General features: G+C 70.5%; 13 protein-coding genes. 9 read left to right on the forward strand and 4 right to left on the reverse strand.

Annotated features, from left to right (window positions below; translation table 11 throughout):
* The first annotated feature begins 8 nt into the window (after nucleotides 1-8).
* The 7 genes from ACERZO_RS11975 to groL are packed head-to-tail and all read left to right on the forward strand — an operon-like array spanning nucleotide 9 to nucleotide 7,081.
* The gene (locus ACERZO_RS11975) at nucleotides 9-1,037 is read left to right on the forward strand and encodes an NADH:ubiquinone reductase (Na(+)-transporting) subunit F (RefSeq protein ID WP_372664669.1); all 1,029 of its coding nucleotides are present in this window, start codon (nucleotides 9-11) and stop codon (nucleotides 1,035-1,037) included.
* Between the two features lie 8 nt (nucleotides 1,038-1,045).
* Nucleotides 1,046-2,215 (forward strand): toluene hydroxylase, encoded by a 1,170-nt coding sequence (locus tag ACERZO_RS11980; RefSeq protein ID WP_372664670.1) that lies wholly within the window; start codon nucleotides 1,046-1,048, stop codon nucleotides 2,213-2,215.
* Nucleotides 2,212-2,583 carry a propane 2-monooxygenase effector subunit MimD gene (gene mimD / locus ACERZO_RS11985; RefSeq protein ID WP_372664671.1) on the forward strand — a complete coding sequence of 124 codons (372 nt, stop codon included), beginning with the start codon at nucleotides 2,212-2,214 and terminating at the stop codon, nucleotides 2,581-2,583. The genes ACERZO_RS11980 and mimD overlap by 4 nt, the downstream gene beginning before the upstream one ends.
* A gap of 40 nt (nucleotides 2,584-2,623) precedes the next feature.
* Nucleotides 2,624-3,661 (forward strand): amidohydrolase family protein, encoded by a 1,038-nt coding sequence (locus tag ACERZO_RS11990; protein ID WP_086674771.1) that lies wholly within the window; start codon nucleotides 2,624-2,626, stop codon nucleotides 3,659-3,661.
* Nucleotides 3,658-4,356, forward strand: a complete 699-nt coding sequence (locus tag ACERZO_RS11995) for a metal-sulfur cluster assembly factor (RefSeq protein ID WP_372664672.1) — start codon at nucleotides 3,658-3,660, stop codon at nucleotides 4,354-4,356. Before ACERZO_RS11990 ends, ACERZO_RS11995 begins: the two co-directional genes overlap by 4 nt.
* Nucleotides 4,353-5,378: an NAD(P)-dependent alcohol dehydrogenase gene (locus ACERZO_RS12000; RefSeq protein ID WP_372664673.1), complete on the forward strand. Its 1,026-nt coding sequence runs from the start codon at nucleotides 4,353-4,355 to the stop codon at nucleotides 5,376-5,378. Before ACERZO_RS11995 ends, ACERZO_RS12000 begins: the two co-directional genes overlap by 4 nt.
* 11 nt (nucleotides 5,379-5,389) lie before the next feature.
* Nucleotides 5,390-7,081 (forward strand): chaperonin GroEL, encoded by a 1,692-nt coding sequence (groL, locus tag ACERZO_RS12005; RefSeq protein ID WP_372664674.1) that lies wholly within the window; start codon nucleotides 5,390-5,392, stop codon nucleotides 7,079-7,081.
* A 728-nt stretch (nucleotides 7,082-7,809) separates the two neighbouring features.
* Here the strand turns inward: groL and ACERZO_RS12010 are convergent.
* The 3 genes from ACERZO_RS12010 to rox form a co-directional block, all read right to left on the reverse strand.
* The gene (locus tag ACERZO_RS12010; protein ID WP_372664675.1) at nucleotides 7,810-8,409 is read right to left on the reverse strand and encodes a hypothetical protein; all 600 of its coding nucleotides are present in this window, start codon (nucleotides 8,407-8,409) and stop codon (nucleotides 7,810-7,812) included.
* Nucleotides 8,410-8,481: 72 nt separating this feature from the next.
* Nucleotides 8,482-10,638: an RNA polymerase recycling motor ATPase HelR gene (gene helR, locus ACERZO_RS12015; RefSeq protein WP_372664676.1), complete on the reverse strand. Its 2,157-nt coding sequence runs from the start codon at nucleotides 10,636-10,638 to the stop codon at nucleotides 8,482-8,484.
* A 29-nt stretch (nucleotides 10,639-10,667) separates the two neighbouring features.
* Nucleotides 10,668-12,095 (reverse strand): rifampin monooxygenase, encoded by a 1,428-nt coding sequence (gene rox, locus ACERZO_RS12020; RefSeq protein ID WP_372664677.1) that lies wholly within the window; start codon nucleotides 12,093-12,095, stop codon nucleotides 10,668-10,670.
* Between the two features lie 255 nt (nucleotides 12,096-12,350).
* Between rox and ACERZO_RS12025 the strand changes: the two genes are divergently transcribed.
* Both ACERZO_RS12025 and ACERZO_RS12030 read left to right on the forward strand, forming a co-directional pair.
* Nucleotides 12,351-13,004 (forward strand): GNAT family N-acetyltransferase, encoded by a 654-nt coding sequence (locus ACERZO_RS12025; protein ID WP_372664678.1) that lies wholly within the window; start codon nucleotides 12,351-12,353, stop codon nucleotides 13,002-13,004.
* Nucleotides 12,937-13,437, forward strand: coding sequence for an LmrA/YxaF family transcription factor (locus ACERZO_RS12030; protein ID WP_444843220.1), 501 nt, complete (start codon nucleotides 12,937-12,939; stop codon nucleotides 13,435-13,437). Before ACERZO_RS12025 ends, ACERZO_RS12030 begins: the two co-directional genes overlap by 68 nt.
* On the opposite strand, the gene ACERZO_RS12035 is transcribed toward ACERZO_RS12030, so the two are convergent.
* Complete coding sequence (locus tag ACERZO_RS12035; RefSeq protein ID WP_372664679.1) at nucleotides 13,434-14,564, reverse strand: epoxide hydrolase family protein; 1,131 nt, start codon at nucleotides 14,562-14,564, stop codon at nucleotides 13,434-13,436. The two genes, ACERZO_RS12030 and ACERZO_RS12035, sit on opposite strands and share 4 nt — an antisense overlap.
* Nucleotides 14,565-14,611: the final 47 nt, after the last annotated feature.

A 14,611-nucleotide genomic window follows, 5' to 3' on the forward strand; every position in this document is an offset into this window, starting at 1 on the left:
GGCCTGGCATGGCGGAAAAGCACCGCGTCCGGTTCGAGCCGGTCGGGATCGAAATCGACGTCGACGAGGACACCACGATCCTGCGCGCCGCCGCCGAGCAGGGCGTCATGCTCATGCACGGCTGCAAGGAAGGGCAGTGCGCGGCGTGCAAGTCGTTCATCCTCGACGGCGACGACGTCGAACACGACCGGTACTCGACCTTCGCGCTCCCCGACTACGAAAAGGAGGAAGGCTTCACGCTGCTGTGCCGGGCCCACGCCTACGAGGACCTCACGATCGAGCTGCTCAACTACGACGAGGAGATGATCCAGTCCGGGCTGCCGATCCAGGAGGCGACCGTCGAGGTCGTCTCGAACGAGAACGTCACCCACGACCTCCGGCACCTGGTGGTGCGGCTCGACGAAGAGCTGAAGTTCTTCCCCGGGCAGTACCTGGACTTCGCGATCCCGGGCACCGAGGAGACGCGGTCGTTCTCGATGGCCAACACCTCGGCGCGCGACGGGCTGCTGGAGTTCGTCATCAAGGTCTACCCCGACGGGCTGTTCTCCCGGTTCCTCGACGCCGAAGTCGCGGTCGGCGACCGGCTCCGGGTGACCGGTCCGTTCGGGGTGTTCACCCTCCGGGACAACCCGGGCGCGGACCTGGTCTTCGTCGGCGGCGGTGCCGGGATGGCGCCCATCCTGGCGCTGCTGCGGTCCATGGCCGAGCGCGGCCTCGACCGGAAGGCGGTCTTCTACTACGGCGCCCGCCGCCGGCACGACCTCTGCTTCGAGGCGGAGCTGCGGGAGCTCGAGGAGCGGTTGCCGAACTTCCGTTACGTACCAGCGCTTTCCGAACCGGGTGACGACGCCTGGGACGGCGAGACCGGCCTGATCACCGACGTCCTGCGCCGGGCCGGCCTCGACCTGACCGGAGCCGACGCCTACGTCTGCGGACCGCCGCCGATGGTGGAAGCCGCGCTGGAACTGCTGCCCGCGCTCGGCGTCGCCGACAAGCGCGTCTTCTACGACAAGTTCACCACCACGGGCGAAGGGTAAGGAAACCCATGACAGCCACCTCCGAACGCAGCGTGCCGAAGCCGGCGTTCACCGACGCCGAAGCGGGCGCGAAGGTCTTCCCGGACTCCACTGCCCGCCAGTACAACTACTTCACCCCGGCCAAGCGCAAGCAGAGCCACTACGAAGACGTGACCGTCGAGGTCCAGCCCGACCCGCGGCACTACCTGTCCCAGGGCTGGCTCTACGCCTTCGCCGACGGCAAGGCCGGGTACCCGCTGGAGTGGACCGCGCTGAAGGCGTGGGGCTCGGACCGCCCGGTACCCGAACGCGGCCCCGGCTCCGGCGGCAAGGGCTACGACTGGCCGGCCCACGGCTGGCACGAGTTCCGCGACCCCAACGAGGAGTGGGAGCTCACCCTCTACCGGTACAACGCGAACGTCGTGCGCCAGCTCAACCAGAACATCGACGCCGCGCGCCAGGCCAAGGCGTTCGAGCAGTGGAACCGCAACTGGGTCGAGTTCGTCGCCAAGCACGTCGGCGCGTGGATGCACGTCGACCACGGCCTCGGCCTGTACCTGTTCGCCAACGCCAACCGCCGCGCCCCGACGAACATGCACAACAACGCGATCTCGGTGAACAGCATGCACCGGATCCGCGCGGCCCAGGACCTGGCGCTGTACAACCTGACGCTGACCGAGGAGATCGAGGGCTTCGACGGCACGGCCCACCTCTCGACCTGGAACGAGGACCCGGCCTGGCAGGGCGTGCGGGAGACCGCCGAGCAGCTGACCGGGATCTGGGACTGGGGCGAGGCGATCTTCGCCGCCAACATCGTCTTCGAACCCCTCGTCGGCGAGTTGTTCCGCAGCAACCTCGTGCAGCAGGCCGCGCCGGCCAACGGCGACTTCGTCACCCCGACGCTGATCGGCGCCGAGGAGTTCGACTTCTCCGAACGCGACCTCCGCTACACCAAGCCGATGTTCGACCTGCTGGTCAACGACAAGGAGTTCGCCGACCACAACCGCGGGCTGCTGCAGAAGTGGCTCCAGGAGTGGGTGCCGAAGAGCATCGCCGCCGCCCGGGCGCTGCAGCCGCTGTGGTCGCAGCCCGACGCCAAGCCGATCCGGTTCGAGGACGGTCTCGACCGCGTGAAGAGCCGGTTCGCCGGAATCCTGTCCGAATTGGGCCTCAAGGCACCCGAGGAGCTGGGCCAGTGACTGTCTTCAAAACCGCGGAAAGCCCGTTCAAGGCGGACAACACCGCGTCCAACATGTGCGGGTTCACCCTGATGAACAACCAGGTCGGCGCGATCATCGCGGAGGTCATGGGGACGAAGGACAACGTCACCATCACGCCGCTGCCGTCGATGATCCGGGTCGACGCGGTCGGCCGCATGGACGTCGTCTACGCCGAGGTCGACGAGGCCGCCGGCGAGGAGGAGGGCTGGTTCAACGCGGCGGAGTTCGAGGAGAGCATGTCCACCCACTACGGGCGGATGATCCACGAAGACGACCGCACGATCATGTTCGCCAACCCCGAGGACGCGGCCGAATACCTCGACTTCGACCTCAAGCCCCTCAAGTAATCCCGTAGGAAGCACTCGATCCCGCTCAGGAGGATCAACCATGTACGAAAAAGACGGCGAAAAGTATTTCGTGGTGGACGCCCACACCCACTTCTGGGACGCGAGCCCGGACAACTGGGTAAAGGGCCAGGAGGAATACGCCAAGGGCTGGATCGAGTGCTTCCACGCCTACCAGGGGCTCGGCCCGCAGGAGACGCACTGGCCGATCGACCGGTTCCAGAAGTACTCCGAGGAACTGATGATGCACGACCTGTTCGAGGTCGGGCACGTCGACACGGCCATCTTCCAGCCGACCAACCTGCGGCAGTGGTACAAGAACGGGTTCAACACGACCGAGGCCGACGCGGCGCTCGCCGAGAAGCACCCCGGCAAGTTCCTCGTCAACACCACCTTCGACCCGCGTGAAGGCGACGAAGGCCTGAAGGCGCTGGAAGAGCGCGTCAAGCGGTACGGCTGCAAGGGCGTCAAGCTGTACACGGCCGAGTGGCGCGGGGACTCCCGCGGCTGGAGCCTGAAGGACCCGGAAGCCGCGCGGTACCTGGAGAAGTGCGAAGAGCTCGGCGTCAAGAACATCCACATCCACAAGGGACCGACGATCTGGCCCCTCGACAAGGACGCCTTCGACGTGTCCGATGTGGACCACGTGGCGACGAACTTCCAGGGCCTCAACTTCATCGTCGAGCACGTCGGCCTGCCGCGCATCGAGGACTTCTGCTTCATGGCCACCCAGGAGCGGAACGTCTACGCGGGGCTGGCCGTCGTGGTCGGCGGCCTGATGCACGCCCGGCCGAAGTTCTTCGCGAAGGTCATGGGCGAGCTGATGTTCTGGCTCGGCGAGGACAAGCTGATCTTCGGCGCAGACTACGCCATCTGGGAACCCAAGTGGCAGGTCGAAGGGTTCGTGGACTGGAACATGCCGGGTGACGAGGAGCTGTCGGACTTCGCGCCGCTCACCGTCGACCAGAAGAAGAAGATCCTCGGGCTGAACGCCGCCCGCCTGTACGACATCGACGTCCCCGAGGAGCTGAAGCTCGCGAACCCGGAGAACGTCGAGCCGGTCGGCGTGCCGAACTCATGACCACCCTGGTGCTCGGTGCCCGCGCCGCCGTGTGGGCGGCGCTGGGCACCGTCCGCGATCCCGAGCTGGACGAACCCCTCACCGACCTCGGGTTCGTCGCCCGCTGCGAAGTGGACGACGAAGGCCGCGCCGTCGTCCGGCTGCGGCTGCCGACGTACTTCTGCGCGCCCAACTTCGCGTTCCTGATGGTGGCCGACGCCTACGACGCCGTGGCCGGCGTGCCGGGCCTGACCGCGCTCGACATCCGGCTCGACGACCACTTCGCGTCGGACGTCATCAATCGCGGGGTCGCCGCGCGGCAGGGGTTCGTCGCGTCGTTCGAAGGCGAGGCCGCCGACGAGCTGGACACGTTGCGGTACGACTTCGTCCGCAAGGCCGTGCTGGCCGGCACCGACCGCGTCTGCCGGTCGCTGGCCGGGCGTGATCCGGCGTCGCTGACCCTCGGCGAGGTCCCGCCGAGCCCGGACCTCGACCGGCTGCGGGCCCGGCGCCGCGAGCTGGGCCTGCCCGCCGAGGACGGCGACCCGCTGCTGCTCGACCCGGCCACCGGGCAGGCGGTGGCTCCCGCCGACGCGAAGCGCCACCTGGCGTTCGCGCGGCTGACCCGCACGAGCATGGAGGCCAACTCCGGCGTGTGCCGCGGCATGCTGCGCGCGCGGTACGCGCTGACCGAAGACGAGGAGGGCACGGGATGAAGGCCGTGCGGCTGCAGAAGTACCACCAGCACCCGGTGATCGAAGAAGTGCCGGAGCCGCGCGCGACCGGGCCCTTCGACGTCGTGGTCAAGATCGGCGGCGCCGGCGTGTGCCGCACCGACCTGCACATCATCGAGGAGCAGTGGGCCGAGAAGTCCGGCGTCGAGCTGCCTTACACGATCGGGCACGAGAACGCGGGCTGGGTGCACGAGGTCGGCCCGGCGGTGACGAACGTCGAGGTCGGCGACACGGTCATCCTGCACCCGACGCCGACGTGCGGCTTGTGCCACGCCTGCCGCGCGGGCGACGACATGCACTGTCCCAACGGGAGCTTCCCGGGCATCGACAGCGACGGCGGGATGGCGGAGTACCTGCTGACGTCGGCGCGGGCGTGCATCAAGCTCGACCCGTCGACCCAGCCGGAGGACGTGGCGGCGCTGGCCGACGCGGGCATCACCGCCTACCACGCGGTGCGCAAGGCCGTGCCGCTGCTGTACCCGGGCACGACCTGCGTCGTCAACGGCGCCGGCGGCCTCGGGCACATCGGCATCCAGTCGCTCAAGGCGCTCACCGCGACCCGCGTGATCGTGGTCGACCGCAACGCCGACGCGCTGAAGCTGGCGGCCGAACTGGGCGCCGACGAGACGGTGCTCGGCGACGGCAAGCAGGTCGACGCCGTGCTCGACCTGACCGGCGGCAACGGCGCGGAGGTCGTGCTCGACTTCGTCGCCGAGCAGGGCGCCCAGCAGGACGCGTTCGCGATGACCCGGCGGGCCGGATCGCACTTCGTGATCGGCTACGGCAGCAACATCGACATCCCGACCATCGACATCATCTCCACCGAGCGCAACGTCATCGGCAACCTGGTCGGCACCTACAACGACCTGGTGGAGCTGATGGTGCTCGCCCAGGCCGGGAAGGTCACGCTCCACACGAAGAAGTACCCGCTGGACGCGGCTCTCGACGCACTGGCCGACCTCGACGCCGGTCGCGTGCGCGGTCGGGCCATCCTCACCCCCTAGGAGCAGGAAACATGGCGAAGGAACTGCGGTTCGGCTCGGACGCCCGCGACCTGCTGCTGGCGGGCGTGGACAAGCTGGCCGAAGCGGTCAAGTCCACGCTGGGGCCCAAGGGCCGCAACGTGATCATCGAAAAGATCACCGGTTCGCCGGTGGTCACCAACGACGGCGTCACCATCGCGCGCGAGATCCACCTGAAGAACCAGTTCGAGAACATGGGCGCGCAGCTGGTCAAGGAAGCGGCGATCAAGACCAACGACGTCGTCGGCGACGGCACCACCACGGCCACCGTGCTGGCCCAGGCGATCGTCCACGAAGGCATGCGGGCGATCGCGGGCGGCGGCAACCCGGTGCTCGTCAAGCGCGGCATCGACCACGCGGTCGGGTTGCTGGTGGCGCACCTGGAGAAGCAGGCGCACCCGGTGGTGTCCGAACAGGACTACGCCCGGGTGGCGGCGATCTCCGCGAACGACGACGACACAGTCGGCGCGGTCATCGCGAAGGCGCTGCACACCGTCGGCGACGGCGGCGTGGTGACGGTCGAGGAGTCGCCGTCGATCGGGATGAGTGTCGACTTCGTCGAAGGTTTCGAGTTCGACAACGGCTACCTCTCGCCGTACCTGGTCACCGACCCGGGCCGGCTGGAGGCGGTGCTCGACGACCCGTACATCCTGATGTGCGCGGAGAAGATCACCAAGGTGCAGCAGCTGATGCCGTTGCTGGACAAGGTGATGCGCGCGCCGCGGCCCTTGGTCGTCATCGGCGAGACGGTCGAAGGCACGGCGCTGTCCATGCTGGTGCACAACCACATGAACGGCACGTTCCAGTCGGTCGCGATCCGCGCGCCCGGCTTCGGCGACCGGCGGCTGCACAAGCTGGAGGACCTCGCCGCGATCGTCGGCGGCGCGGTGCTCTCGCGGCAGTCCGGGTTCACGATGGAGACGATGACGCTGGAGCACCTCGGCCGGGCCAAGCAGGTCCGGGTCACCGAGAACCGCACGACGATCGTCGGCGGCGCGGGGTCGTCCTCCGCCGTGGACTTCCGCGTCGGCCAGCTGCGGGCGGAGCTGGAACGCGCCCAGTTCGGCGTCGACGAAGACGTCCTGACCGAGCGGATCGGCGCGTTGACCGGCAAGGTCGCGGTGGTCCGGGTCGGCGCGGCCACACCGGCCGAGCTGAAGGAACTGCAGCACCGGGTCGAGGACGCGTTGTCGGCGACCCGGGCGGCGATGGCCGAAGGCATCGTGGCCGGCGGGGGAGCGGCGCTCCTGCACGCGGAGAAAGCGCTGGAAGGCCTCGGCTTGGAAGGCGACCAGGCGATCGGTGTCGAGATCGTGCGGCGCGCGTTGGCCGAACCGGCGTTCCTCATCGCGCACAACGCGGGCCACCCGGCGCACGAGATCGTCGCGCGGACCAGGGAGCTGGGCGCCGACGAGGGCTTCGACGCCCTGCACGACCGCTACGGCGACATGATCGCGCTCGGCGTGGTCGACCCGCTGCGGGTGTGCCGGTCGGCGGTGCAGAACGGGGCGTCGGTGGCGGGCCTGCTGCTGACGACCAATTCGCTGATCGCCGAGGAACAGACCCCGTGGGGCGGCAGCGCGGCCCTGATGACGGAGTTCGGGCCGCTGGACGAAGGGCTGCACCAGCCTTCGCCCGACGCGAGCACGCCGCAGTCCCTCGGGATGGGCCCCTCCGTGGGCTGAGCTTTTCGTCCGCGGCCCACGGGGAACGGAGGTCCCCTCACCGGTGTCCTGAGCTCCGGTGAGGGGACCTTCGCCGTCGCGCGGCGCGGCCCATGACGTGAATGACTCATTCATGTCGCCTGACGACAGGGTCCCGGCAAAGTCGGATCGGTGCGGCCGGTCCGGGGGCCGGTGACGTCATGAACGAGTCGTTCGTCTCGCCGGATGCGATGAACGAGTCGTTGATGACCGTCGAAGCTCGGCATTCTGCCGAAGCGCCTCTTCGGTCCGGCGCTCCGCGGGCGGGGCGGGAGCAGCTGTCCTGTCAAAAGCCCTTCCGGCACCCCGAAGCTGTCATGGTGACTACGGCCGGCAACACCGCGTCAAGGCGGGAAAGATGCCTTGACCCGGCGCTGCCGGCCGTGTTCTGGCTTCGGATCGGGGTGCGGGGGAGTCTGGGTTCTCGTCGGTGCCTGTTCTCGAGGGCCTCTCGCCTTTGGTGTCGGCTTTGTGGCGAGGCGGTGGGCAGTCGTTCAGGCGGCGGTTGGCGGTTGGCATGAACGAGTCGTTCACCTCGCCGGATGCGATGAACGAGTCGTTGATGACCGCCGAAGCTCGGCATCCTGCCGAAGCGCCTCTTCGGCCCGGCGTTCCGCGGGCGGTGGTGCCCGGCGGAGCATCACCCACCCGACTTTGCCGGAGCCCTGTCGCCTGACGACATGAATGAGTCATTCACGTCGTTTCGGCGGTCAAGTCACCAGGCCGTGGCGCGCCAGTTCGCGCCCCGCCAGCTCTTGGATGACGTCCCGATCCCGCTCCCGCCAGCCCGTCGCGACCTCACCGATCGACGCCAGCCGCCGCGGCGGCTGGGTCGTCAACGCCCGCAACGCCAGCACGTCCAGCCCCTCGTCCCCGAGCGCGCGCAACCGCGCCGCCGCCGTGGCCCGGCGCGTGAACCGCCAGCGCAGCGGCACCCACGTCGCCACCAGCGTCACCACCGGCAGCGCGATGATGATCGCCGCCATCCACCACGCGAGGCTCTCCACCGCCTCGATCTGCCAGTGGCCCGCGTTCACCAGCTTGGTGCCGGCGTCCGAACCGCCGTGCAGCGCCTTCGCCAGCGCGTCGCCGACGAGCGGGAGCCCGCCCGCCGAGTTCGCCGCCGAATCGAACGTCCCCCGCAGCCCCGTGCCGGCGTCGACGAGCCCGTCCCCGGGGGCGCGCAGCTTCAGCACCTCGTCGTACACCGACGTCCCCAGCCAGACCGCGAAGATCACGAGCAGCAGGGCGAGGAAGTCGCTGACGAGCTGGGCGGTGCGGCGGATCGGCCGTTCGGCGTAGAACTGCATCGCAAACGCCTTTCGCGGTGGGGGAGCGCGGGCGCCCGTGACGTACCCGCGCTCCCTCCCGCCGAACCGCGGTCAGCTCCGCACGACCTCCGCGAGCCCGCTCAGCGCCGGCGGCAACGCCCCTTCGTGCAGCACGCCCAGCCGCTGCGTCGCCCGCGTCAACGCCACGTACAGGTCCGCCGCGCTGTCGGCGAGGATCGCCGCCGGATCCACCACCAGGACCGCGTCGAACTCCAGTCCCTTCGTCTCCGACGCGAGCACCGCCCCCGGCACCCCCGGCGGGCCGATCACCACACTCGTCCCGGGCCGCCCGGCCTCCTCGCGGACGAACTCCTCGATCGCCGCGGGCAGCTCGTCCCCGGTGACGCGCCGGGACCACGGCGGGACCCCGCACGCCCGCACCGACTCCGGCGGCCGGACGTCCGGCGCGAAGTCCGCCAGCACCGCCGCCGCGATCGCCATGATCTCCGCCGGCGTGCGGTAGTTGACCGTCAGCGACCGGTAGACCCAGCGGTCGGCCACGTACGGCGCCAGCATCGGGCCCCACGCCCGCGCGCCGGCCGCCGAGCGGCGCTGGGCCAGGTCGCCCACCACCGTGAACGACCGGCCCGGGCAGCGCCGCATCAGCACCCGCCAGTCCATTTCGGACAGTTCCTGCGCCTCGTCGACGACGACGTGCCGGTAGGTCCAGTCCCGGTCCGCCGACGCCCGCTCGACCAGCGTGCGCGTGTCGGCCTCGACGAACCGCTCGGCCAGGTCCTCGGCGTAGAGCAGGTTCTCCGCCGACAGCAGGACGTCTTCGTCCATCTCCTCCCGGTCCAGCTTCATCGTCTGGAAGACGCCTTCGGCGTACTCGGCCTCGGCCTGCCGCCGTCGCGCTTCCGCCGCGGCGGCCGTCTTCTCCGCCGTCTTGTCGTGGCCCAGCAGGTCGACCAGCTCGTCGAGCAGCGGCACGTCCGACACCGTCCACGATGAACCCTCGGCCCGGAACAGCGGCGAATCCGCAGGAAGCGAGGTGTACAAAGAGGACAGCAGCTCCCCGGGCGTCAGGATCGGCCACAGCGCGTCGATCGCCGCGGTGAACTTCGCGTCGCCGGCGAGGTCGGTCAGCAGCCCCTTCCGCATGCTCTCCCACTCGTCCTTGTCGTCGCGGCCGAGCCAGCCGCGGCCGATCCGGCCGATCGCGCGTTCGGTGAGCACGTACGTGACGATCTCGGTGAACACCGCCCGGGCCTCGTTGTGCGGCAACCCGCTGTCGCGCGCCTCCTGCCGGGCCCACTCGGCGGTCTCCGCGTCGATCCGCACGGTGACGTCCTTGAGCACGATCGGCAGCGGTTCCGCGGGCAGCCGCTGGCGATCGGCGACCGCCGCCTTCAGCACGTCGAGGATCGCCAGGGATCCCTTCAGCCGCGCGGCTTCCGGCGTGTCCTCGGCCGTGACGTGCAGGCCCGGGACGAGGTCGCCGGTGGTCGTGAACACGACGTCGGTCTCGCCCAGCGACGGCAGGACGCGGCCGATGTGGTCCAGGAACGCGGGGTTCGGCCCGACGACCAGCGCGCCGTGGCGTTCCATCCGCTCCCGCTGCGTGTACAGCAGGTAGGCGACGCGGTGCAGCGCCACGACCGTCTTCCCGGTGCCCGGGCCGCCCTCGATCACCAGCACGCCGGGGTGGTCGAGCCGGATGATCTCGTCCTGCTCGGCCTGGATCGTCGCGACGATGTCGCGCATGCCCTCGCCGCGCGGCGCGTTGACCGCCGCGAGCAGGGCCGCGTCCCCCTGCGCGTCCCCGCCCGGGCGCCCGAGGTCCTCGTCGGTGAACCCGAGGACGCGCCGCCCGCGCGTGTGGAACTGGCGCCGCCGCCGCATGTCCTCCGGGTTCGCGCCGGTGGCCGTGTAGAACGGGCGCGCCGCGGGCGCCCGCCAGTCGAGCAGCACCGGCCGGTATTCGTCCTCCTCGTCGAACAGGCCGACGCGCCCGATGTAGGTCCGCTCGCCCGAGACGGCGTCCAGCCGCCCGAAGCAGAGCCCGTTGTCGACGACGTCCAGCCGCTTCACCTGCCGCCCGAGCGCGCGCACGCTGACGTCCCGTTCCATGGCGCCGACGCCGTTGCCGCCCAGCGCGGCCTCGTACTCGGCCTTGACCCGCGCGCGCTCGGCGTCGAGCCGCGCGTACAGCCCGGCGACGTGGTCGCGTTCGGACCGCAGTTCTTCTTCGTACCCCTGTGTCACATTCCCTCTTCGTTGTCCCGCGACGGCTTTCAGGCGGTGGGCGTGCCGAACCACTTCCGCAGCACGCCGGGCAGCCCGTCCTCGTCTGCACCGGCCCAGACGACGTGGCCGTCGGGCCGCAGCAGCACCGCCGGCACGTCCAGTTCCTCGCTGACGTCGACGACGTGGTCGACGCGGTCCTCCCAGCCGGCCGCCGAAAGCCGGCCGGTCTGGTCGAGCAGCAGCCCGCGCCCGGCGTGCATCAGCCCGTAGAGCCGGCCCTGCTTCAGCTCGACGTCCCGCAGCCGCCGGCCCAGCAGGGCGGGCCCGGCACCGAAGTCGTAGCGGATGCCGATCGCGATGATCTTCTCGGTGAGGTACCGGTTGACCTCGTCGAAGTCCATCAGCTCGGCCAGCAGCCGCCGCGCCGCCTGCGGCCCGGGTTCCAGCAGCATCAGCTCCATCTGCGCCCGGGTGTTGTTCAGCACCTCCTCGGCCACCGGGTGCCGCTCGGCTTCGTAGCTGTCCAGCAGCCCGTCCGGTGCCCACCCGGTCACCTCGGCCGCCAGCTTCCAGCCCAGGTTGAACGCGTCCTGGACGCCGAGGTTGAGCCCCTGCCCGCCGACCGGCGGGTGGACGTGCGCCGCGTCGCCCGCCAGCAGTACCCGGCCCACCCGGTAGCGCTCCGCCTGCCGGGTCGCGTCGCCGAAGCGCGAAAGCCAGCGCGGCGAGTGGATCCCGAAGTCGGTCCCGGCGGTCTCGCGCAGCTGCTCCTTCAGCTCGTCCAGCGTCGGCGGGGTCCGGCGGTCCTCGGCGACATCCGCGGCCGGGACCCCGACCCGGTACGTGCCGCCTTCCACCGGCATGAAGCCGAACCGCTTCTGCGTCTTGCGGACCTCGACGTTCGCGGTGTCGATCTCCTCCCGCGAGACGCCGGCTTCCACCTCGCCGAGCAGCATGTCGTTCCGGCTGGGCTCGCCGGGGAAGCCGACGCCGAGCAGCTTGCGGATGGTGCTGCGCCCGCCGTCGCAGCCGACGAGGAACCGGGCGCGTTCCCGGGTTCCGCCGGCCAGCTCGACCGTCACGCCCTCGTCGTCCTGGCCGAGCCCGGTCACCTCGGCGCCCCGCCGGATTTCCGCGCCCAGCTCGAGCGCGTGCTCGGTCAGCAGGCGGTCGATGACCGGCTGGTGGAGGCCCAGCGTGTAGGCGTGCGCGGTGTCCAGCTTCTCCGGCGACGGCTTCGGGATGCCGGCGAAGAAACCCCCGACCGGGTACTTCGTGCCGAGTTCCAGGAACCGCTCCAGCAGCCCCCGCTGGTCCATCACCTCGATGCTGCGCGCGTGCAGGCCGAGCGAGCGGACGACCTTCGTCGGCTCGGCGTCCCGCTCCAGCACCAGCACGCCGACGTCGTGCAGCCGCAGCTCCGCCGCCAGCATCACGCCGGTCGGACCGCCGCCGGCGATGATCACGTCGAACAAGAAGACCCCCTTGGATCACCCGCGTTTCCGCAGGTTGTGGCAACGGCTGAGAATTGTGCGGCACAACGGGGGTCTTGCCGCAAGCCCGGGGGTGCGCTATACGTTAGATATGGAGGGGAGTGGTTTTCCTCCCTCCGCTCTCCGGGACGTCTTCCCAGATCCAGCCCTTGATACCAGGTTCCGAGCTTTCGCATGCGGCTGTTGTATGACGGCTGTCATAGTGTGCTTCCGGTCGCACTGTGCTCTCATGGAGTCATGACAGCTGTCATAGAAGTCCGGGAGCTGGGTGACCACCCGGCGGACCGGGACCGCGTCGCCGCGCTCGTCGCGGCCTGCTCACCGGAAAGCCTCCGGCTGCGGTTCCTGATGGGCGGCCCGGCGCGACCGGCCGAGGTCTTCCGGCGCTACCAGCGCTTCCTGCTCGCCGGAACACCCGCGCTGCTGGCCCTGCGCGACGGCGTGCCCGTGGGGCTGCTCAACTTCGCCGCGGAGACCCCGGGCGAAGCCGAGATCGGGATCCTCGTCGCCGATCCCTGGCAGCGGCAGGGGATCGGCAGCGCGCTCACCCGGTGGCTGTGGGCGTCCGGGCGGTGGCCGGGCTGGACCGTGCGGGCCACCGTGCGCGCGGGCAACACCGGCGCCGAGGCTTTGCTGCTGCGCCAGGGGTTCCGGCCGGTGCCGTCCTACGAACGCGGCGAACGGGACTTCGCCCTCGTCGTCCCGGACTGGGCTACCATGACGAACGTCATGAAGGAGGCGGCGGATGACGCGGACACCCCGCGAGCGGATGGTGCTGAGCGCCGCTCAGCTGGTGCGGATCCAGGGCGTCGGGGCGACCGGCATGCGGGACGTGGTCGCGCACGCCGAGGCGCCGCGGGGGTCCCTGCAGCACTACTTCCCGGGCGGTAAGGACCAGCTGATCGCCGAAGCCGTCGCGTGGGCGGGGGACTACGCGGCCCGCCGCGTCGCGCGCGTCGCCGCGAAGATCGAGGAGCCGACGCCGGGCAAGCTCTTCGAGGCGATGGCCGCGCAGTGGCGCGACGAGTTCACGGCGCAGGGGTTCGACGGCGGCTGCCCGCTGGTCGCGACGGTCGCCGACACCGCGGCGACCAGCGACAGCCTGCGCGAGGCGGTCGGCAAGGCGTTCGAAGGCTGGCAGCGCCCGGTCGCTTCGACGCTTTCCGAGCTGGGCGTGCCGGCGGCGCGCAGCACGTCGCTGGCGGTGCTGATGCTCAGCGCGCTGGAGGGCGCGATCGTCCTGGCGCGGGCGCACCAGGACGTCGCACCGCTCGACACGGTGGTCGAGGAGCTGCGGCCGCTCCTCGACGGCGCCGCGTCCTAGAGGTCGCGGAAGAACTCCCGGATGTCCTCGACGAGGACTTCGGGCGCCTGCAGCGACGCGAAGTGCCCGCCGGTGTCGTACTCGGTCCAGCGCGTGATGGTGTTCGACAGCGCGGCGAGCCCGCGGATCGCGTGGTCGCCGCGGAAGTTCGCCACCGCCGTCGGCACGCCCGACGGCGCCGGCCGCTCGCCCCAGCCGTCCTGGCCCGCCTCCAGGTAGAGGCGCGCCGCCGAGCCCGCGGTGCCGGTGAGCCAGAAGATCGTCACGTCGGTCAGGATGGCGTCCCGGTCCACCGGCGTCTGGGTCGTCGTCCTGGGGTCCCAGTCGACGAACCACTCGAGGTTCCAGGCCAGCTGGCCGGCGGGGGAGTCGTTGAGGGCGTAGGCGAGCGTCTGTGGCCGGGTGGCCATCTGGGTGGCGTAGCCGGAATGGCCGTACCACCAGGCCTGGTTCTCCCCGGCCCGCTTCCGGTCCTCTTCGGACAGCCGGTCGAGGTCGCCGGGGGCGGTCGGGACACCGGCGTTGGCGACGGCGTTGACGTGCACGCCGAGCACCGCCTCGGGCGCGGTCCGGCCCAGCTCGGGCGAGACGATGCTGCCGAAGTCGCCGCCCTGGGCGCCGTAGCGCTCGTAGCCGAGCCGTCGCATGAGTTCGGCCCACGCCCGGGCCGTCCGCCGGGTGTTCCAGCCGCGGTCGTTCGTCGGGCCGGAGAAGGCGAACCCGGGCACCGAGGGTGCGACGACGTGGAACGCGTCGGCGGGGTCGCCGCCGTGGGCGCGCGGGTCGGTGAGCGGGCCGAGGACGTCGGCGAAGTCGGCGACCGTGCTCGGCCAGCCGTGGGTGAGGATCAGCGGGGTGGCGTCCGGTTCGGGCGAGCGGACGTGCAGGAAGTGCACGCGCTGACCGTCGATGGTGGTGGTGAACTGCGGGAACGCGTTGAGCCGGGCTTCATGGACGCGCCAGTCGTAGCTCGTCCGCCAGTACTCGACGAGTTCGGCGAGGTAGGGCTCGCTGACGCCGTAGTCCCAGCCGGCGCCGGGCAGTTCGCCCGGCCACCGCGTGCGGGCGAGCCGGTGGCGCAGCTCGTCGAGGTCGGCCTGGGGGACGTCGATGCGGAAGGGATCCATGTTTTGACGGTCTCGCGCATGTAGGACAGGATCGGTCCTGGATGTCT

Origin of the sequence: Amycolatopsis kentuckyensis, from assembly GCF_041679295.1 — a bacterium.
Taxonomy (GTDB): Bacteria; Actinomycetota; Actinomycetes; order Mycobacteriales; family Pseudonocardiaceae; genus Amycolatopsis; species Amycolatopsis kentuckyensis_A.